Origin of the sequence: Mesorhizobium sp. M6A.T.Cr.TU.014.01.1.1 (genome assembly GCF_004022765.1) — a bacterium.
In the GTDB taxonomy this organism is placed as follows: domain Bacteria; phylum Pseudomonadota; class Alphaproteobacteria; order Rhizobiales; family Rhizobiaceae; genus Mesorhizobium; species Mesorhizobium mediterraneum.
Window position 1 is genome coordinate 18,512 of sequence record NZ_RZPG01000027.1, and the last position, 19,449, is coordinate 37,960.

General features: G+C 63.9%; 14 protein-coding genes. 6 read left to right on the plus strand and 8 right to left on the minus strand.

Translation table 11 applies throughout. The annotated features are described in order from the left end of the window. Position 1: 1 nt before the first annotated feature. From EN885_RS25800 to EN885_RS25810, 3 genes are all read left to right on the plus strand, one after another. Positions 2–931 (plus strand): pseudouridine-5'-phosphate glycosidase, encoded by a 930-nt coding sequence (locus EN885_RS25800; RefSeq protein WP_127203659.1) that lies wholly within the window; start codon positions 2–4, stop codon positions 929–931. Positions 932–1,001: 70 nt separating this feature from the next. Next, positions 1,002–1,823 (plus strand): enoyl-CoA hydratase/isomerase family protein, encoded by an 822-nt coding sequence (locus tag EN885_RS25805; RefSeq protein ID WP_127203660.1) that lies wholly within the window; start codon positions 1,002–1,004, stop codon positions 1,821–1,823. A gap of 3 nt (positions 1,824–1,826) precedes the next feature. Beyond that, a complete protein-coding gene (locus tag EN885_RS25810; RefSeq protein ID WP_128243568.1) occupies positions 1,827–3,953 on the plus strand; it encodes an acetate--CoA ligase in 2,127 nt (708 codons plus the stop codon). Here the strand turns inward: EN885_RS25810 and EN885_RS25815 are convergent, their stop codons facing one another. The 8 genes from EN885_RS25815 to EN885_RS25855 form a co-directional block, all read right to left on the minus strand. Beyond that, the gene (locus EN885_RS25815; RefSeq protein WP_128243569.1) at positions 3,954–7,424 is read right to left on the minus strand and encodes an indolepyruvate ferredoxin oxidoreductase family protein; all 3,471 of its coding nucleotides are present in this window, start codon (positions 7,422–7,424) and stop codon (positions 3,954–3,956) included. After that, positions 7,421–8,833: an FAD-binding oxidoreductase gene (locus EN885_RS25820; RefSeq protein WP_128243570.1), complete on the minus strand. Its 1,413-nt coding sequence runs from the start codon at positions 8,831–8,833 to the stop codon at positions 7,421–7,423. Before EN885_RS25820 ends, EN885_RS25815 begins: the two co-directional genes overlap by 4 nt. 280 nt (positions 8,834–9,113) lie before the next feature. Continuing rightward, on the minus strand, positions 9,114–10,394 hold the full coding sequence (locus EN885_RS25830) for a trehalase family glycosidase (protein WP_128243571.1): 1,281 nt from the start codon (positions 10,392–10,394) through the stop codon (positions 9,114–9,116). 59 nt (positions 10,395–10,453) lie between these two features. Further along, positions 10,454–11,494, minus strand: a complete 1,041-nt coding sequence (locus EN885_RS25835) for an ABC transporter ATP-binding protein (RefSeq protein ID WP_127203666.1) — start codon at positions 11,492–11,494, stop codon at positions 10,454–10,456. A 21-nt stretch (positions 11,495–11,515) separates the two neighbouring features. Beyond that, a complete protein-coding gene (locus EN885_RS25840) occupies positions 11,516–12,358 on the minus strand; it encodes a carbohydrate ABC transporter permease (RefSeq protein ID WP_095483834.1) in 843 nt (280 codons plus the stop codon). Then, the gene (locus EN885_RS25845) at positions 12,355–13,200 is read right to left on the minus strand and encodes a sugar ABC transporter permease (protein ID WP_127203667.1); all 846 of its coding nucleotides are present in this window, start codon (positions 13,198–13,200) and stop codon (positions 12,355–12,357) included. Before EN885_RS25845 ends, EN885_RS25840 begins: the two co-directional genes overlap by 4 nt. Positions 13,201–13,276: 76 nt before the next feature. Beyond that, complete coding sequence (locus EN885_RS25850; protein ID WP_128243572.1) at positions 13,277–14,542, minus strand: ABC transporter substrate-binding protein; 1,266 nt, start codon at positions 14,540–14,542, stop codon at positions 13,277–13,279. Positions 14,543–14,579: 37 nt separating this feature from the next. Next, positions 14,580–15,638: a substrate-binding domain-containing protein gene (locus EN885_RS25855; protein WP_128243573.1), complete on the minus strand. Its 1,059-nt coding sequence runs from the start codon at positions 15,636–15,638 to the stop codon at positions 14,580–14,582. 217 nt (positions 15,639–15,855) lie between these two features. On the opposite strand from EN885_RS25855, the gene EN885_RS25860 reads away from it, so the two are divergent. The 3 genes from EN885_RS25860 (at position 15,856) to EN885_RS25870 (ending at position 19,449) form a co-directional block, all read left to right on the plus strand. Then, a complete protein-coding gene (locus tag EN885_RS25860) occupies positions 15,856–16,830 on the plus strand; it encodes a sugar-binding transcriptional regulator (RefSeq protein WP_095483838.1) in 975 nt (324 codons plus the stop codon). A gap of 44 nt (positions 16,831–16,874) precedes the next feature. Further along, positions 16,875–18,320, plus strand: a complete 1,446-nt coding sequence (locus tag EN885_RS25865; protein ID WP_095483839.1) for an extracellular solute-binding protein — start codon at positions 16,875–16,877, stop codon at positions 18,318–18,320. A gap of 205 nt (positions 18,321–18,525) precedes the next feature. Further along, entirely contained in the window at positions 18,526–19,449 is a 924-nt protein-coding gene (locus EN885_RS25870) for a sugar ABC transporter permease (protein WP_128243574.1), read from the plus strand.

The window sequence follows — 19,449 nt, forward strand, 5'->3', positions numbered from 1 at the left end:
GATGAAAACTTCCCTTCTCCACCTGAACGACGAAGTTGCGGCAGCACTTCGGGAAGGCCGTGCGGTGGTGGCGTTGGAATCGACGATCATCACCCATGGCATGCCTTATCCGGCCAATCTGGAGACCGCGCGCGGTGTTGAAACCGTGGTGCGCGAGAACGGCGCTGTTCCCGCCACGATCGCGGTGGTTGCGGGCAAGATCAAGGTCGGGCTCGACGACACTGAGTTGGAAAAGCTGGCAGCGGCAAAAGACGTGGTCAAGGCATCCGGGCGCGACCTCGCGGCAATCATGGTGGGCGGCGGATCGGCCGGCACCACGGTCTCGGCGACGATGCGGATCGCTGCATTGGCAGGCATCGGCATTTTCGCGACGGGCGGCGTCGGCGGCGTGCATCGCGGCGCCGAGGCCACTTTCGATATCTCGGCCGACCTGACCGAACTCGGGCAGACCGGCACCACGGTCGTCTGCGCCGGCGTGAAATCGATCCTCGATATTGCAAAAACGCTGGAATATCTGGAGACCCAGCGCGTGCCGGTGATTGCCTATCAGAGCGATGATTTTCCGGCCTTCTATACGCGCTCCAGCGGACTGAAAGCCGATCACCGCCTCGACACGCCGGAGGACATTGCTGGGGCCATGCTGCTGCACGAGCAGATCGGCTCGGGCACCGGCATCCTCGTCGCCAATCCAATTCCGGAAGTGGATGCGCTCGATCCAGCCTTCATCGATGGCACGATCGCTGCGGCCGTGGCGGAAGCTGAAAAACGCGGCATCGGCCGCAAGGAGCTGACGCCGTTCTTGCTCGCCCGCATCAACGAGCTCTCGCAGGGCCGCAGCCTGAAGGCCAATATCGCGCTGGTCCGCAACAACGCCGAGCTCGCCGCTCGCATCGCCGTGGCGCATGCGCGGCTGAAGCGCATGGCAGCGTAGACAAGGTCAACTCTCAGCCCGGCTTCACTGACCTCCGATTTCCGACTGCCGAAAATACCAGGAGAACCGCATGAGCGAGCAGGCCACCTACGAGACGATCCTTTACGAGAAGGACGCGACCGACAAGTTCGCGACGATCACCATCAATCGTCCCGACAAGCTCAATGCGATGAACAAGACGGTGATCCGCGAGATCGACAAGGCACTCGCCGCCGCCGTTGCCGATCCTGATATCAACGCGCTGGTGATCACCGGCGCCGGCCGTGCCTTCTCCTCCGGCTACGATCTGCAGGGCGGCGACTTCGATGTCGACATCGATTTCTGGCGCGAGGACATGGGCGAGAACGCTGAAGCGCTGCTCAACATCTGGCGCGCGCCGATCCCGGTCATCGCGTCGGTCAACGGCTATGCGCTGGCCGGTGCGCTGGAACTGATGATGTGCTGCGACCTGGCGATCGCCGCCGACAATGCGAAATTCGGCGAGCCTGAGGTGCGCCACAATTCCGGGCCGCCGGCGCTGATGATGCCTTGGCTGCTCGCCACGCGCGACGTGCGTTGGCTGATGTATACGGGCGACCTTGTCGACGCCGAGGAGGCGCTGCGCATGCATCTGATCAACCGGATCGTGCCGGCCGATCAGTTGAAGGAAAAGACGGAAAACCTCGCCCGCAAGCTGGCGCGCATGCCGGTTCCGGCGCTGAAGTTCACCAAGGCGTCGATCAACAACCAGCAGATGGTGGCCGGGCTGCTGCCGTCCTTCCAATACAATATCGAGGCGATCGCAGCACTGCATGTCACCAAGCAAGGCCGTGAATGGATGGCCAACCTCGCCAAGATGAGCCTCAAGGAATATCTCGCTTTCCGTGACGGTCCGTTCAAGGGCCTCGACTGAGCCGTGACCGGCCTCGCCGCTTCGCATGAGGCGATGCGGGCGCTGATGGCGCCGCGTTCGGTCGCCGTCATCGGTGCTACGGAACGGGCTGACGCGTCGTCGAGCTACGTCATGCGCAATTTGATGGCGTTCGGATTCTCCGGCACCATCATCCCCGTGCATCCGAAGGCCGAAAAGGTGTTCGGCATTCCGGCCATTCCGTCGCTCGACCGGCTCGATGCGCCGGCGGACGTGGCGGTGATTGGCATCGGCGCGGCACACGTTCTGAGTGCGCTTGAAGAAGCCGGCAAGGACGGCGTCAAGGCGGCCGTCGTGCTGGCCAGCGGCTTTGCCGAGACCGATGAAGAGGGCAAGGCGCGCCAGCAGGCGCTGGTCGGGATCGCGCGAAAATACGGCATGGCGATCTGCGGGCCGAACTGCCTCGGCCTGTTCAATCTGCAAAGCGGTGCGGCCCTTTACTCCTCGACGCTGTCGCCCAATCTCAGGAAAGGCCAGCTCGCCATCCTGTCGCATTCCGGTGCCAGCGCCATCGCGCTCGCCAATTCCGGGCGCTTCGGCCTGAGCCACATCGTCTCTTGCGGAAACAGCGCGGCGACCGATCTTCCCAACTATCTCTCTTATCTCGCCGACGATGAGGCGACGCGCGTCGTCGGACTTGTCGTGGAAGCGATCCGCGATCCCGCCGCCTTCACCTCGGCGATGCAGGCGGTGCATGCCGCCGGAAAGCAAGTGATTGCCTTGCGCGCCGGCAAGTCGAGCAAGGGTGCGGAAGCCACCGCCGCGCATACCGGTTCGCTCGCTGCCGCCAACGAGGCCTATGAAGCCTTCTTCCGGCGGACCGGCGTGATCGAGGTCGCCGACATGGACGAGTTCGTCGAGACCGCCGCGCTCTGCCTCACGCTGAAAGCCAGGCCGGCCCGAAAGGGCGTCGCGGTCGTCGGCGTCAGCGGCGGTGGGGTCGCCCATGTGTCCGACATCGCCGAACAGGTCGGCATCGATCTGCCGGAATTTTCGCAACAAACCATCGCGCGGCTTAAGGCCGTGCTGCCGCCTTTCGCGACGCCGCAAAATCCGGTTGACACCACGGGCGTGGTTTTCGCCGATGGCGCGATCTATCGCCGCGTGTTCGACATCTTGGCGCAGGATCCCGCCGTCGGCCTGATCGTCGCCGCGCAAGACGCGCCTGTCGGCCTCGATGCCGGCGGCGCTGCCGAATATGTCGGCATTGCCGACGCCGTTGCCGCTTACGCAAAGGATGCGACCGTTCTCGTCATCTTCATGAGCAATCTCTCCTCCGGACACCATCCCGTGGTCCGGGACAGGCTTGCCGGCGTGCCGGTGCTCAACGGCACACGTGCTGCGCTGCGTGCCGTGCGGCGGCTGCTGGACGCGACCGGCGCCACGATACCGAACGCCCCGGCGATCGAACCGGCCGGCGAAAACGATCCGTGGGCAAAGCGTCTTGCTGCCGGCAAGAAGCTGACCGAGCGGGAGGCCAAGCAGTTGCTGGCCGAGAACGGTCTGAGAGTGACGCGCGAGCGTCAGGCGGTAACGGCGCAAGAGGCAGGCGAGGCTGCAGAGGCGATCGGCTTTCCGGTCGTGCTGAAAATCGAATCGCCTGACATTCTCCACAAGACCGAAGCCGGCGGCGTGCAGCTCGGCATAGGCAGTGCAGCCGAAGCTGCCGAAGCCTTCACGGCGATCATGCAAAATGCCGGGGCCTACGCACCGGATGCGGAACTGCGTGGCGTGGTGGTGCAGGAAATGGCCGGGCGCGGCGTCGAAGTGCTGGTCGGCCTCATCCGGCACGAGCCATTCGGCCTCGGTATCGTCGTCGGCATCGGCGGCGTTCTTGTCGAGCTGGTCAAGGACGCCGCATTCGATCTGCTGCCGATCGATTGCAAGTCGGCCGAGGCGCTGATCGATCGGACACGATTGGGCGCTCTGCTCAAGGGTTATCGCGGCGCGCCGCCGGCCGACCGGGAAGCACTGGTCGACACGATCCTGGCGCTGTCCGATTTCGCCGGCCGCTACGGCCATCTGATCGAGGCTGTCGACCTCAATCCGGTCGTCGTGTTCGAGAAGGGCGTCTGCGTTCTCGATGCGCTGGTCATTCCGAGAGCGGAATAGTCACGCCGCCGTCTCCAACCGGCTTTCCCTGCCCAATTTTGCCAGCAGCGCTTTCTTCCTTGCCTCGAAACGTTCGACCGCCGCCATCTTGACGTGGCCGAAGCCGCGCACCTCTTCCGGCAGCCGGGCAAGCTCGGTCGCGACGGCATGATTGCCCTGCGTCAGCCGCGCCGAAAGATCTGCTATCAGGCCTTCATATTCCTCCATCAGGCGCCGTTCCATCCGCCGCTCTTCGGTGCGCCCAAACGGATCGAAGCGTGTTCCGCGCAGGCCCTTCAGCCGCGCCAGCATGGCGAAAACCGGATTGATCCAGGTGCCGAAAGCGATCTTGCCGGGATGGCCGGTGCGTGGGTCGATGCGCGAAATCATCGGCGGAGCGAGATGATGCCTGATCCTGAAATCGCCCTCGAACTGTTCGGCCAGCTTTTTCCTGAAGGATTGATCGCGATGCAGCCGCGCCACCTCATATTCGTCCTTGTAGGCCATCAGCTTGAAGGCCCCGACCGCCACGGCTTTGGCAAAATCCTCGGAGCCGGCTGAGGTCCCGGCTTCGGCCGCGCGGGCGGTCTCCACCAGCTTGCGGTAGCGGTTTGCGTAGGCAGCATTCTGGTAATCGGTCAGGAAGGACATCCGGCGGGCAACCATGTCGTCGAGCGTCTCTGGCTTCGGCGCTTCTGCGCTCCCTGTCTGCGCCGCATTCAGCACCGCCGCAAGGTCGACCGCCGCGCGGCGGCCCCAGTCAAAGGTGGCGCGGTTCATGGCGACGCCCGCGCCGTTCATCTCGATCGCTCTGTCGATCGATGTCAGGCTGATCGGCACCAGTCCGCGCTGCCAGGCATTGCCGAGCAGGAACATGTTGGCGGCGATGGCGTCGCCCATCAGCGCCAGGCCAAGCTTCGTCGCCGAAACCAGCGTGACCGCCTCCTCGCCGGCTGCCCGGCGCAATTGCTTCAGCGTCGCTTCCTGGCGGAAGTCGATCGCGGTGTTCTGCACAAAGGAGGCGGTCGGCGCGAAATGATCGTCGAGAACGGCTGTTGTGCGGCCATGCGCAAAGGTCGAGAGCGATGTCGCGGACGCAGAGACGACGATGTCGAAGCCAAGCACCAGATCGGCCTCGCCTGGGCCTATCCTGACCGTGTTGAGCAAGTCGGGGTCGCGCGCCAGCCTGATATGCGAGATCACCGCGCCGTTCTTTTGCGCCAGCCCGGTTTGGTCGAGGGTCAGAAGGCCGAGCCCGTCGAGATGCGCCGCCTGGGACAGAATGGCGCTGACCGTGATGACGCCGGTGCCGCCAATGCCGGCCAGCAGCATGTTGTAGGGGCGGTCGAGCGCCGCCAGCGCCGGCATCGGCAATTCACCGGAACCAGCCGTCACCGCGCGCGCTTTCGGCTTGCGGATCGTGCCGCCTTCCGCGGTCACGAAGCTCGGGCAAAAGCCCTTGATGCAGGACAGGTCGGTGTTGCAGCTCGACTGGTTGATCTTCCGCTTGCGGCCAAACTCGGTCTCCACGGGCTCGATCGAAATGCAGTTGGAGACGGCCGAGCAATCGCCGCAACCTTCGCAGACCAGCTCGTTGATGAAGGCCCGTTTTGGCGAGACCGGGTAGGCGCCGCGCTTGCGGCGGCGGCGTTTTTCGGCGGCGCAGACCTGGTCGAAAACCAGCACCGTCACGCCCTTGATCTCCCTGAGCTCGCGCTGCACGGCGTCGAGCTCGTCGCGATGGTGGATGGTCACGGACCGCGGCAGGACGCCCGCCCAGGCCTCAGGCTTTTCGGACACCACGACCACGCGTTTCGCGCCCTCGGCCAGCGTCTGCTCGACGATGGAGGGCACGGAAACCTCGCCGTCATGACGCTGGCCGCCGGTCATGGCGACGGCGTCGTTGTAGAGGATCTTGTAGGTGGCGCTGACCTTGGCGGCGATGGCAGCTCGGATCGCCAGCAGTCCGGAATGGAAATAGGTGCCGTCGCCCATATTGACGAAAATGTGCCTCTCGTCGGTGAAGGGCGACAGGCCGATCCACGCGCCGCCTTCGCCGCCCATCTGGGTGAAGGTGGAGGTCTCACGCTCCATGCCGATGACCATCATGTGGCAACCGATGCCGGTCGAGGCGCGGCTGCCGTCGGGCACCACGGTCGAGATCGAGTGCGGGCAGCCGGAGCAGAAATAGGGGTCGCGCTTCAGCGCGATCACGTCGCCGGGGGCAGACGCCGCGACGGCCTCGATTGTCTTCAGATGCAGGCCAAGCTCCGCGTCCGGCGCGCCGAGCCGCGAGACGATGGCGCGGGCGACCGAAACGGCGCTGATCTCGCCGATGGAAGGCAGCAGCGGCGCGCCGCGCTCGTCCATTTTGCCGAAGACGCGCGGGCGATCCGGTGCGTTGAACAGCAGCGCCTTGATCTGGTCCTCGAGCACCGGCCGCTTCTCCTCGACGACGAGGATTTCCTCCAGCCCTTGCGAAAAGGCCTTTAGCCCCTCCGGCTCGAGCGGCCAGACCATGCCGACCTTGTACAGCCGGATGCCGAGCTCGGCCGCGCGCCGCTCGTCGATCCCGAGCGCCGACAGCGCGCCAAGCAGATCGAGCCATGACTTGCCGGTCGAGACGATGCCGAGCCGCGCCTTGCCGCTGCCATGCACGATGCGGTCGATGCCGTTGGCACGGGCAAAGGCATGCACCGCCGCCATCTTGTGCTCGATGCGGCGCTCCATCGCATGCGGGCCATCCGGCCAGCGCAGCGACAGGCCGTCGGCGGGGAGTGGCAATTCTGGTGTAACGATACCAAGCCGCGCCGGATCGACGTCGACGGTCGCCGTGCATTCGACGATCTCGGTCTGGCACTTGAAGCCGATCCAGGCGCCGGAATAACGGCTCATCGCCCAGCCGAGCAGGCCGTAGTCGATATATTCGCCGACGCCACCCGGCGACAGCAGCGGCACCATGGCCGAGATCAGATTGTGCTCGCTCTGGTGCGGCAGCGTTGACGAGACGGCGCCGTGATCGTCGCCGACCAGCAGCAGCACGCCGCCATGTCGGTTGGTGCCGACGGCATTGGCATGGCGGATGACGTCCATCGTCCGGTCGACACCGGGACCCTTGCCGTACCACATGGAAAAGACGCCATCATAGCGCGAACCCGCGAACATGCCGGTCTGCTGCGTGCCCCAGACGGCGGTCGCGGCCATGTCCTCGTTGAGGCCGGGATGGAAGACGACGTGGTTTGCCCTGAGATATTTGCCGGCGCGCTGCATCTCGCGGTCGAAACCGGCCAGCGGCGAGCCGCGATAGCCCGAGACATAGCCGGCCGTGTTGAGGCCGGCGGCAAGGTCACGCTGGCGCTGGACAAGCGGCAGCCGTACCAGCGCCTGCGTGCCCGAGACCAGGATGCGGCCGCGTTCGAGCGCATAGCGATCGTCGAGGCTGGCCGGAACCGCATTCGCTTGTCCGCTTTTCGGGAGAGCGGCAGCCGTCATCGGGGCACTCCTTCACGCGCAACATCCGCCGGCGCGAGATCAAAGACCCGCCCGGCATTGAGGATATTGTTCGGGTCGAAGGCCGCTTTCAAGCGCCGCATGGCCGCGATCTCGGCATCGCTGCGCGCCAGGTGCAGCCATTGCTTCTTGTCGAGGCCGATGCCATGTTCGGCCGAGACGCCGCCGCCGGCCGCGGCCACGCCCCTATAAACGATGTCATATGCGGCGGCCGGATCCACGGTGCCAACCTGATAGTGCAGATTGCCATCACCGAGATGGCCGAAGACATAGATGTCGGCGCTGGGGTCGATTGCGCGGATCGCGGCTTCTGCCGCTTGCAGGAAAGTGCCCATCCTCGCCAGCGGAATGCTGATGTCGACGCCGATCAGGCCTTTCATCGAAAACAGAAAACGATTGGCGTCCTCTCGCACCGCCCAGAGCGCGCGGAATTCGCGCGGCGACTGCGAGACGACCACGTCGTCGATCACGCCGTCTTCAACCGCCTGCATCAGCACCGCGGCAAACCGTTCGCCGTCGGGCTCGTGGCCCTGTATCTCGGCGAGCACGTAGACGGGCGAGCCGACCGGCAGTGGCGCCGGCGCATCCATGCCGGCGACCATGGCGCCGTAGAGCGGCGCGAAATTGACCTCATAGGCCGAGAGCAACGGTCCGAGCTTCTGCCTGAGCAGCCCGAGCAGCGCGATCGCCGCATCCAGCGAGGCGAGCGCGCAGAAGGCATTGACCTCGGTGGCCGGCTTTGGGTGCAGCCGCAGGCAGGCGCGCGTGACGACGCCGAGTGTGCCTTCGCTGCCGATGAAGAGCTGGTTGAGATCATAGCCGGAATTGTCCTTGGGCAAGCCCTTGAGCGACGTGAGCACGCTGCCGTCGGCAAGCACCGCTTCCAGGCCGAGCACCTGCGCGCGGTACATGCCGTAGCGCAGCACGCGGATGCCGCCGGCATTGGTGGCGACATTGCCGCCGACCGTGGCCGTGCCGCGCGCGCCGATGTCGACGCCGAACAGCAAGCCGGCCGCATCGGCCGCGTCCTGCAACATCTGCAGCGGCGCGCCGGCCTCGGCGATGATCGTCGCCGCTTCGCGGTCGGGAGCCTCGATCGCCGTCATGCGCTCCAGCGACAGCACCGCTTCGCCGGGCTGGATGCGCGCCGCACCGGCAAGCCCGGTCCGGCCGCCCTGGACGACAAGCCGCTGCCCGACCTCATTGCACAGGCGCAGAATGTCGGACACTTCGCCGGCCGTGCGCGGACGCAGGACGATCGCCGGCGGGGCGCCGTCCTTGCCGTCCGGGTCTTCCTGATAGCGCGGTCCGGCCTCTTCGGCCGAAACAATCGCTGACCTGTCCAGCCGCTTTTCCAGTCTCGACAGGAGTTCGGCAATCCTTTGGGACATGAGGCTCAAGGACGCAAATAGGCCGGACGCAGCGGCACGGCCGGAAGAGGGAAGGGCGAGGGCTGCGACCGATTTCTGTCGTCCGGCAAACGAGCGGAAAACCCGCCAAAAATCCAGCCGGTTGTCTTCGTCATGCGTCGCTCCTGTAACAGGTCGACCATAGGCGCGGCCTGCTATTTGTCAAACCTATGGGGGCAGCAAAGCAGGTTGCCGACAGCATCCGCTCGGCCATTCTGGATGGCACGCTGAAATGGGGTCTTTGGCAAGAACCCCATTTGACTCATCTCTCACTCCTCAGGAACTCGATCACCATTGCCGCCGTCCAGGTGAAACGGCCGCCGCCGAGCGGTTCGCCGCTGAGCGGATCGTAATATTCGGCAAAGCCGCTCTCGGCGATCAGGTCGACGCTCGACCGCGTGATCCGCTGCGCAACCTGCGTGTGGCCAGAGGCGGCAAGGCCGTCGGCGATCATGTAGTTGACCACCAGCCAGACCGGCCCGCGCCAATAGCGCTTGGCGTCGAAGCGCGGATCATCGAGGTCGTGCGACGGGACGATATAGCGTGCCTTGCCGGCGATACGCTCGATGGTGGCGGCGATTGCAGCGATACGGGGTTTCGGGATGGCCGAGAAGACCGGCAGGATGCCGCCCACCGAAGCGCTGTCGACGAGCTTTCCGATGACGCGGTCGAGGCAGAGATATTGGCCGTGCGCATCGCTCCACAGCCGCTCCATCGCCAAAAGCCCTTTTTCGGCGCGGGCGCGATTGGCTTTTGCGATCTCCATTTCGCCAAGCGTCTCGGCGAGATCGGCAAGGTCGGCCGCTGAGCGGATCAGGATGGCGTTGAAGCCGGGATCGACGATCTGGAAGGGTGAGGCATCGTGCAGCTTTGCATTGTCCCAGCCAAGTGCGCGAAAATGCTGCAGCAGCCAGAGGTAGCGGTCATATTGCGCCTTGGTCGGCCGGTGCGCCGGGTCGGCATGCAGGGTGTCGCGGCGCGTGTAAGGCTCGACGCCTTCGGTCGGCACGCGCTCGAAGGCGTCGTCCCAGTCGATGGAATTGTCGCGGCCGGACTCCCAAGGATGGATAATGGCGACCAGTCCTTCGCCCCTTGGATCGCGGTTTTCGTAGAACCAGCGATGCCAGGCGTCGATCTTCGGCAGCAGCGCGCGGGCGCGCTCGGCCGCCAGTTTCTTATCCTTGGCCCGGTCGAACAGGCGGCGCACGGCAAAGCCCGCCACCGCCGGCTGGGTGATGCCGGAGGTGGCAGTCGGGCGGTTGGTTCTCCAGACCTCCGGCCCGGGGAAATAGCTGTCGTTCAGGACATGGAACACGATATGCGGCACCATGCCGTCCGGCCATTGATGGGCGAACAGCGTCTCGATCTCCGTCCAGGCGCGCGCCTCGTCATAGTGGGCAAGACCGAGAGCGGTCAGGCAGGAATCCCAATTCCACTGGAAAGGATAGAGGCCCTTGGTCGGGATGGTGTAGTCGCCGTGGTCGTTTTCCCTGAGCACCTCGACGGCACGGGCGATGGTTTCGTTGACGGCAAGAGAGATCATTGAAGCGTTCGTACTTTCGCGATTGAAGGGCGTTGGCAGATTGAAGGGCGTTGGCGGGATCAAAGGGCGTTGGTGGTTTCAGGGTCGAACCAGCGGATGCGATCGGCTTTGGGCGCAAGTCGCAGGTGGTCGCCGACGGCGATCGCAGCGCTCGATTCGAGGATGGCGCGAAACAGCCCACCCTCAACGTCGCAGGTGACCAGCGTATGCGGACCGAGCGGCTCGACGACGCGCACGGTGGCATGCAGCCCCTCGTCACCTGCGTCGACATCTTCGGGGCGAATGGCGAATTCAATTTTGTGCTTGTCCGATTTCGGGCCGGGCAGCGTCAGGCCGGCGACGGTCCAGCTTCCGTTCGCAGTCTTCGTCGCGGGGATGAAATTCATCGGCGGGTTGCCGATGAAGGAACCGACGAAGCGTGCGGCCGGGTTGCGATAGACCTCGACCGGCGAGGCGGCCTGGACGATGTGGCCCTGATGCATGACGGCGATGCGGTCGGCGAGGCTCATCGCCTCGACCTGATCGTGAGTGACATAGATGGTGGTGGTCTTCGATGCAGCGAGCACGCCCTTGAGCTCGGCGCGCATTTCGAGCCGGAGCAGCGCGTCGAGGTTGGACAGCGGCTCGTCCATCAGGATGACGTCGGGCTCCATGGCGAGAGCGCGCGCCACCGCTACACGCTGGCGCTGGCCACCGGAAAGCTGGCCCGAATAGCGTTTCAGCAATTGCTCGATATGCATGAGCTCGGCGGTGCGGGTGACGCGGCGTTCGACCTCTTGCTGCGGCAATTTCTTCATGCGCAAACCGAAAGCGATGTTCTCGAATACGGTCAGATGCGGGAAGACCGCATAGTTCTGGAACACCATGGCGATGCCGCGGTCGCGCGGCGGCAGATGATCGACGCGACGGCCGCCGATCCAAATCTCGCCCTGGCTCGGCGTTTCCAATCCGGCGACGATCCTGAGCAATGTCGTCTTGCCGCAGCCCGAGGCGCCGAGCAGCACCATGAATTCCTGGTCGGCGATGGTGAGGTCTATCGAATGCAGCGCGGTGAAGCCGCCGAAGCGTCTGGCCACCTGTTTTATGGCGATCTCAGCCATCGGCTTTCTCCCTCTCGCGCGTCATCGGTTGGCGATCCCCCACATGGCGAACAGGTATTTGCGGACGGCAAAGATGAAGATCAGCGCTGGGATGACCAGTGCCGCCCCACCGGCGAATTTGAGATAGAGCGGCGACTCGCCGAGGCTCTGCAGCAGGAAGGCGGTCAGCGTCCGGTTCTCTATGGTGAGCACGGCGGCGGCAAACACCTCGTTCCAGGAGATGGTGAAGGCAAAGACCGCCGAGGCCGCGATGCCGGGCAGTGCCAGCGGCAGGATGACTTTACGAAAAGCCTGTAGGCGGGTGCAGCCGAGCGTCCAAGCCGCTTCCTCGAGCTCTACCGGAATGCCTGAGAATAGTGAAAAGGTGATCAGCACCGCGAAGGGCAGCGCCAGCGTGGTGTGGACCAGCGCCAGCCCGATGGCGGTGTCGTCGAGGCCGGTGCGGATGAACATCACCGCAAGTGGCAGCGCCAGCAGCGGCAGCGGAAAGGCGCGGGTCATCAGCACCAGGAAACGGAACGTGCCCTTGCCCGGAAAATCGAAGCGCGACAGCGCGTAGCCGGCGGGCGCGCCGAAGCCGATCGAGAGGATCATCGTCAGCGTGGCGACGAGGACCGAGTTCCACAGCGCCCTGCCGACGCCGGCGAAATTGATGAAGAAAGACAGGCTGCCGAAATCGAAGGAAGGGAAGAAGCGTTTCGGAAAGGCAGTGACCTCTTCCGGCGACGACAAGGCGTTGACCATCAGAAGATAGATCGGCAGCAGCACCCAGACGGAGAGCAGGATGACGGTGGCGACCAGCAGCCAGTTGCCGGCCTTACGGGCCGCGGGCGCGGCGATTGGCATCTCTGCGACGGCGCTCATATGCGTGCTTCCTTCGGCACGCGCAGCACTCGCAGGAAGAACAGCGTGAGCCCGACCGAGATGGCAAGGATGAGCAGCGCGAAAGCGGCGGCAACGTTGCGGTCCTGCAACGAGAATTGCCAGTTGTAGGTCTCACCCATCAGCACCGGAAAATTGGTGCCGCCGAGCGCCGCCACCACGGCGAAAACCTCGAAGGCGAGGATGACGCGCAGGATGATCGCCGTCTGCAGGCTGGGGCGCAACAAGGGCAGCGTGATCTTGACGAAGCGCTTCCACGGGCTCGCGCCAAAGACTTCGGCTGCCTCGTGATATTCCCGGGGGATGAACCCCATGCCAGCGACCAGGATGACCATCATGATTGCCGTCGCGCGCCAAATCTCGGCCAGTATCACGGCAATGAAGATGGATAGCTTGCTCTGGTAGCCGAGGAACATGACAGGCCTGTCGACGAGGCCGAGGTTCGACAGCAGCGTGTTGAGGAAGCCCGACTGGTCGAAGATGGCCAGCCAGATCAGCCCGGCGGCGAGATCGGAGATGCCGAGCGGAATGGCGAAGATGTAGAGCGCCGCACCCCGCCCGGTTTCGAGCCTAGACACCACCGTGGCCATCAACAGCGCCATGACCAGCTGGATCGGTACGACGATAGCTGCGAGCAGGATTGTGTTCCAGAATGCGACCGGGAATTTCCAGTTGCCGGTCATGGTGCGAAAATTGTCCAGCGTGAAGCCGCCATCGCGGGTGAAAGCCTCAAAGGCGACCAGCGCGAACGGGTAGAGGAAGAAGACGCACAGAAACAGCGTCGCCGGCATCAGCAGCAGATAGGGCAGGGCCTTGCCGTGCATGGTGTGTTCTCGGTGCGGCGTATGAAAGGGTGGGCGCCCGGAGCGCAACAGCTTCCGGACGCCCCTCGGGAGGATTCTAGTCGACCGGGCAGGCGCCTTCGGATGGCTTGTCGGGCGCCCAGCACGGTGCCTTGGACTGGTCGATGAGCGCCTTGAGCGCCGTCGCCTGTTCCTCGAGCACGCCACGCACATCCTGGCCGCCGAGCACGATGCGCTCGAAACTGTCTGTGTAGACCTGGTTGAACTTGCCGCCGAGATCGCCGAGCCCCATTGGCAGCAGCGCCGGCAGCGCATCCGGAGCGCCGGTCATGGTGGCGATCACCGGGCCAAAGGCTTTCACAGAGGCCGGCATGTCGTCGGGCAGCTTGACGTCGACCACGGGGAAGAAGTTGGTGGCCTTGAGCGTCGCGATCTGCGTTTCCGGCTTCATCATGTAGGCGACCAGTGCCTTGGCCTTGTCCACGTCCGGCGAGGTCTTCGGAATGGCGACGCCGGCGACCACCGGCATGTAGCCGCGACCCGCTGGGCCGGCCGGCGCTGGGAAGGCGACGAACTCGTCGGGCTTCTGGTTGAACGCATCGGCAAGCCGCGCCACATGGTCGAACGCCACCCACACATCACCGGTCAGCAGCGGCTCCTGCATGAAGGCATAGTTGGTTGAATTCGGGTTGGTGTACTGCCACAATTCTTTGAACTTGTTCCACGCGGTCTCTGCCTCCGCCGAGCGGAACTTCGTCACCATCGAGCCGGTGTAGGATGGGTAGAGAAAACCCTCGAAGAAACGGTGCTTCAGCCCCTTCGGTCCGGCCGGGAAGCCGAATTTCGGCGAGCCAGTCTTCTCGGCGATGTTCTTCGCCCATTCGATCAGTTGGTCATAGGTGATGGTGTTGAGATCGGTTCCTGCCGGCAGATATTGCAGCGCCTGCTTGTTGGCTGCCATCAGGAAGGTGGCCTGCATCCACGGCAGATATTTCTGTTCGCCTGTGCCGAGCACGCCGAGCTTCTTGTAGGCTTCGTTGAGCTTGACACCCCCCACATCGACGCCGGACAGATCGACAAGGTCCGCACCGACCGTGGAGAAGTCGCCGTGCAGCCCGCCAAGCACGCCGATGGTGCCGGAGCCGGCCTGCAGCTCGGCCTGAAGGCGGGTGAGCCACGGCCCGTCCTCGGCGACTTGGTAGTCGACTTGGCCGTCAAACGCTTTCAGCACTTCGCTGCGCATTTTCTGTGTCTCCTCCACAGGCCGCGCCTGCGTCGACCAGAACAGCACCTGGGCTTGCGCGCCGCCGATCGCGATCGACAGCGCGAGTGCGGCGCCGGCCAATGTCTTCAACGCATTCATCGTGGTCTTCCTCACTGGTTGTGCGCCGCCCCCGGCATCAGTTTTTTCCTATGGGTGCCGGTCCTGTGGGTGCTGGGCCATGGCTTGCCCGCGAAACCAAGGTCGGCCGGATCAGCCGCGTCAGCGGCGCGGCGGACCCGTCGCCGATGACGGTCAACAGCATCTCGCCGATCTCGCGCGCGCATTGGCGGATCGAGGCATCGAATGTGGTGAGGCCCGGCGGCGCATAGGCCGAGGCGGCGATGTTGTCGAAGCCGATGACCGAGAGGTCGCGAGGGATGGTCAGGCCGGCGCGGGTGGCCTCTTCCATGACATTGAGCGCCAGTTCGTCGAACAGCGCGACGATGGCCGTCGGCCGCTCGTCAGCATGCAACAGCCGGTTGATGGCCTGGATGCGGGCGCCGCGATCGAAGCGCGGCGCCGTCGCCACATCGAGCCTGACCGACGGATCGCCTCGGCGCGCGATCGCTGCGGCGAGCCCGTCTTGCCGCAGATGGCGAAACGTCATCGGCTCGGCGATCGTCACCAGGCCGAAATGGCGGTGCCCGAGATCGTAGAGCATATCGAAGGCTTCGCCGAAGGCGTGCGCGCCATCGGTGTCGAGCCAGTTGTAGGCGAAGTCGGTGTCGAGCAGCCGGCCATGGGCGACGAACGGGAAATTGCGTTGGCGCAGATAGGCGAGCCGTTCGTCGACCTCGGCGATGCGGGTGACGACGACGCCATCGGCACGTCCGGATTCGACAACATGGCGAAGCACGGAAAGTTCCGACTGGCCTTGCGCCACGGCGGCGAGGATCAGGTCGGTGCCATGCGAAACCAGCCCTTCGCCAAGCCCGGTGACGAATTCGCCGAGGAAGGAATCGACGAGATTGGAGCCGCGGACCGGCAGCACGATGCCGACAAAACCGCTGCGACCGGAGACCAGCGTGCGGGCCGCCGTGTTGGGCACGTAGCCCGCCTGGCGCGCGGCTTCAGTGACGCGCTCGCGCGTCTTCAAGGCGATCTGCTGATGGCCGGCAAGAGCCCGCGACACCGTGGTGATCGACAGGTCGAGCTGCGCTGCAAGTTCCTTGAGCGTGGTGACGCGGGTCGGCACCGTTCCTCCGGATCGAGTGTTTGAAGCGTTTGTAATGGGTTTCAGCTGGATTGCAAACGTTTTAAATCCAAGCCGAGTCAATTGAGGGTCTTTCGCTCCACGGCAGCCAATGGCCGGTTTTTGGCCACTTAGCGTGATTTGAACCACGTGGCGCTTGACTCCGGCGACGCCTTGTGAAAAATTTTGCACCAACTGATAAAAATATCTTAGGGTGGAAATGGTTGGTTTTGGGAACGGCCTCCTGCGCGACGATGAAACCAGCATGGCGACGCGTGCCGCCTGGCTTCATTATGCTGGCGGCCTGACCCAGTCGGAGGTCGCCAAGCGGTTGGGCCTGACCAGCCTCAAGGCGCATCGCCTCATCACCAAGGCCAATCAGGAAGGGTTGGTCAAAGTCTATATCGACGGCGAAGTGTCGGAATGCGTGGCGCTCGAAGACGAGTTGTCCAGCCGCTACGGCCTCGATTACTGCGAGGTCGTTCCCGACTTCGATGGCGAAGACTTGCCCCTCAAGGCGCTCGGCATCGCCGGCGCGCAGTTTCTCAAGCGTGAGATCGAACGTGGCGAGGATACGCTGATCGGCGTCGGCCATGGCCGCACGCTCGCCGCCTGCGTGGAATATCTGCCGCGCATATCGGCCGAAAAGACCCGTTTCGTTTCGCTGCTTGGCGGCCTGACGCGCAAGTTCTCGGCCAATCCTCACGATGTCATTCACCGCCTGGCCGAACGGACCGGCGCGGAAGCCTATGTGATGCCGGTGCCGATGTTCGCCAACACGGTCGAGGATCGAACCGTGCTGCTCGGGCAGAAGGGCATCAGCGAGGTCTTCGATCTCGGCAAGGCCGCCGACCTGCTCATTGCCGGTATCGGCACTGCCGAGCGCGAGGCGTCGCTGGTCGCCACCGGCATGATCGAGAAGGGCGAAATGGAGGAGATCCGCCGCAAGGGGGGCGTCGGCGAATTGCTCGGCCATTTCTTCGACGATGCTGGAAAGGCGGTCGAGACGACCCTTTCCAACCGGGCGCTGGCGCTGGCGCGCGAAGACATCAGCAATCGCAGGATTGTCGCCGTTGCCGGCGGCAAGGTGAAGGTTCGTGCCATCAAATCGGTGTTGGAGGGCCGCTATCTCAAAGGCTTGGTCACCGATGAGCGGACGGCGCGATCACTCGTGGAGCAGACGCCGGTCGGGTAGCCGGCAACCATTCGATTGAAACTACCCTGTGGAGGAGAAGACAAATGCATGAGAAAGAAAAAGACCTGATCGATGCGTTCCTGCGCGGACAAGTCGATCGTCGTGGGCTGATCAAGGGCCTTGGCGCGATGGGCCTTGCCGCCGGCACGGCCGGCACGCTGCTCAATCTCGGGCAGACCCGCGCGCTCGCCGCGGATTTCGACTGGCAGGCGCACAAGGGCAAGACCATCAAGCTCTTGCTCAACAAGCATCCTTATGCGGATGCGATGATCGCCAACCTCGAAAACTTCAAGAAGTTGACCGGCATGGAAGTCGTCTATGACGTGTTTCCAGAAGACGTCTATTTCGACAAGGTCACCGCTGCGCTGTCGGCCAGTTCGCCTGAATACGATGCCTTCATGACCGGCGCCTACATGACCTGGACCTATGGCCCGGCCGGCTGGATCACCGATCTCAACGAGTGGATCAAGGATCCGACCAAGACCAACGTGAACTATGCCTGGGACGACTTCCTGCCCGGCGTCAGGAAATCCTGCGCCTGGAACGGCCAGCCCGGCGGAGTGCTCGGCTCCGACGACGCCAAGCAGTGGTGCATTCCATGGGGCTTCGAACAGAACAACATCACCTACAACAAGGGTATGTTCGACAAGGTCGGCGTCAGCGTTCCCGGCAATATGGACGAGATGGTCGCTACGGCGGCGAAGCTCACCAAGGATGTTGGTGGCGGCGTCTACGGCATCGGCGTGCGCGGCTCGCGCTCCTGGGCGACGATCCATCCCGGCTTCCTGTCGGCTTACGCCAACTTTGACCAGAAGGACCTGAATGTCTCGGCTGACGGCAAATTGTCGGCCGCGATGAACACCGCCGAATCCAAGGCCTTCCACAAGCAGTGGGTCCAGATGATCCAGGAGAGCGGCCCCAAGGACTGGTCGACCTACACCTGGTATCAGGTCGGCACCGATCTTGGCGCCGGCGCTTCGGCGATGATCTTCGACGCCGACATCCTCGGCTACTTCATGAATGGCGGCGACAACAAGATGGCCGGCAAGCTCGCGTTTTCCGCCTTCAAGGCCAATCCCGCAGCCAAGGCGCCGACGCCCAACATTTGGATCTGGTCGTTGTCGATGTCCAATTTCTCGAAGGACAAGGACGCCACCTGGTACTTCATGCAATGGGCATCAGGGCCCGAGCATGCGCTGTTCGGCGCGACCAAGATGGATTTCGTCAATCCGGTCCGTCAGTCGGTCTGGAAGGACGAGATGTTCCGCGAGAAGCTGAACAAGAGCTATCCGGGCTATGTCGAGATGTTCGACGTCTCGGCGCCGGGCGCCAGCATCAAGTTCACCCCGCAGCCGCTGTTCTTCGATCTGACCACCGAATGGGCGGCGACGCTGCAGAAGATGGTGGCCAAGGAGGTGCCGGTCGACGAAGGCCTCGACATGCTGGCCACCAGCGTCGACGGCCAGCTCAAGGAAGCCGGGCTCGGCTGAGTCCTGGCGAACGGTTGGCCCGCTTTTGCGGGCCAGCCGGCCATTCCACTGCGAAGCGGCGCCTGGAGCATCGGACCCAAAAGTGGAAACCGGTTTTGGGAAAATCCGATGCTCAACCACTGGCGGTGCCGCCACTCGCCCAACCGGCTGCCTAGCTCCCTGGGCGGCCGGCAGGGCGAAGCAACAGAGATGACGGAACACCACGATGACTGCGGCGACAATGCGAAGAAACAGGCCTTCCGGCTTCAGGATCAGCAAGAGGGTGCTGCCCTATGTACTCAGCCTGCCGGCCTTGCTCGTCTGCATCGGCATCCTGATCCCGTTCTTCACATCGGTTGTCTATTCGTTCCAGCGCTATCGGCTGAGCCAGCCCTGGGCGCGGCAGTTCAACTGGGGCGACAATTATATCTCCTTCTTCACTGACCCTAAGTTCTGGAACACGCTTGAGATATCGCTGCTCTATGCCGGTATCACCGTCCTGCTCGAACTGCTTCTCGGTCTCGGCATCGCCATGCTGCTGCAGAAGCGCTCGACGCTGAACAACTTCATCTCGATCATGCTGCTGATGCCGCTGATGACGGCGCCGGCGCTTGCCGCGCTGATGTGGAAGCTGATGACCAATCCCGGCTTTGGCGTGCTGAGCTATCTCGCCGGCCTGATCGGGCTGCAGGATTTCCGCTGGGCCTCGTCTCCGTCGACCGCGCTTTTCACAGTGGTTCTTGTCGACATCTGGGTCTACACGCCCTTCATCATGATCCTGCTGCTTGCCGGGCTGCGCAGCCTGCCGACGCAGCCCTTCGAGGCGGCGGCACTTGACGGCGTGCCGAGGAGTTTCGTGTTCTTCCGCATCACCTTGCCGATGCTGACGCCCTACATCCTGACGGCGACGCTGTTTCGCCTGCTTGATTCCATCCAGCAGTTCGACATCATCTATGCCATGACCCAGGGCGGTCCGGGCGACACGCTGACCGTCTTCCAGGTCGAGGCCTACCTCAACTTCTTCCAGTCGACCAATGTCGGCCGCTCGGCGGCGCTGATGATCATCCTGTGGGCGATCACCTATTTCCTCTCGAACATCTTCATCAAGAACTGGCTGCGGCTGCGCGAACGCGCCCGCGGCCAGGCATAG

Coding starts and splice junctions, on each gene's coding strand:
- EN885_RS25840 (WP_095483834.1), bottom strand. CDS start 12,358: ATGAGCGCCGTCGCAGAGATGCCAATCGCCGCGCCCGCGGCCCGTAAG.
- EN885_RS25800 (WP_127203659.1), top strand. CDS start 2: ATGAAAACTTCCCTTCTCCACCTGAACGACGAAGTTGCGGCAGCACTT.
- EN885_RS25815 (WP_128243569.1), bottom strand. CDS start 7,424: ATGACGGCTGCCGCTCTCCCGAAAAGCGGACAAGCGAATGCGGTTCCG.
- EN885_RS25860 (WP_095483838.1), top strand. CDS start 15,856: ATGGTTGGTTTTGGGAACGGCCTCCTGCGCGACGATGAAACCAGCATG.
- EN885_RS25820 (WP_128243570.1), bottom strand. CDS start 8,833: ATGTCCCAAAGGATTGCCGAACTCCTGTCGAGACTGGAAAAGCGGCTG.
- EN885_RS25830 (WP_128243571.1), bottom strand. CDS start 10,394: ATGATCTCTCTTGCCGTCAACGAAACCATCGCCCGTGCCGTCGAGGTG.
- EN885_RS25870 (WP_128243574.1), top strand. CDS start 18,526: ATGACTGCGGCGACAATGCGAAGAAACAGGCCTTCCGGCTTCAGGATC.
- EN885_RS25850 (WP_128243572.1), bottom strand. CDS start 14,542: ATGAATGCGTTGAAGACATTGGCCGGCGCCGCACTCGCGCTGTCGATC.
- EN885_RS25845 (WP_127203667.1), bottom strand. CDS start 13,200: ATGCACGGCAAGGCCCTGCCCTATCTGCTGCTGATGCCGGCGACGCTG.
- EN885_RS25865 (WP_095483839.1), top strand. CDS start 16,875: ATGCATGAGAAAGAAAAAGACCTGATCGATGCGTTCCTGCGCGGACAA.
- EN885_RS25835 (WP_127203666.1), bottom strand. CDS start 11,494: ATGGCTGAGATCGCCATAAAACAGGTGGCCAGACGCTTCGGCGGCTTC.
- EN885_RS25805 (WP_127203660.1), top strand. CDS start 1,002: ATGAGCGAGCAGGCCACCTACGAGACGATCCTTTACGAGAAGGACGCG.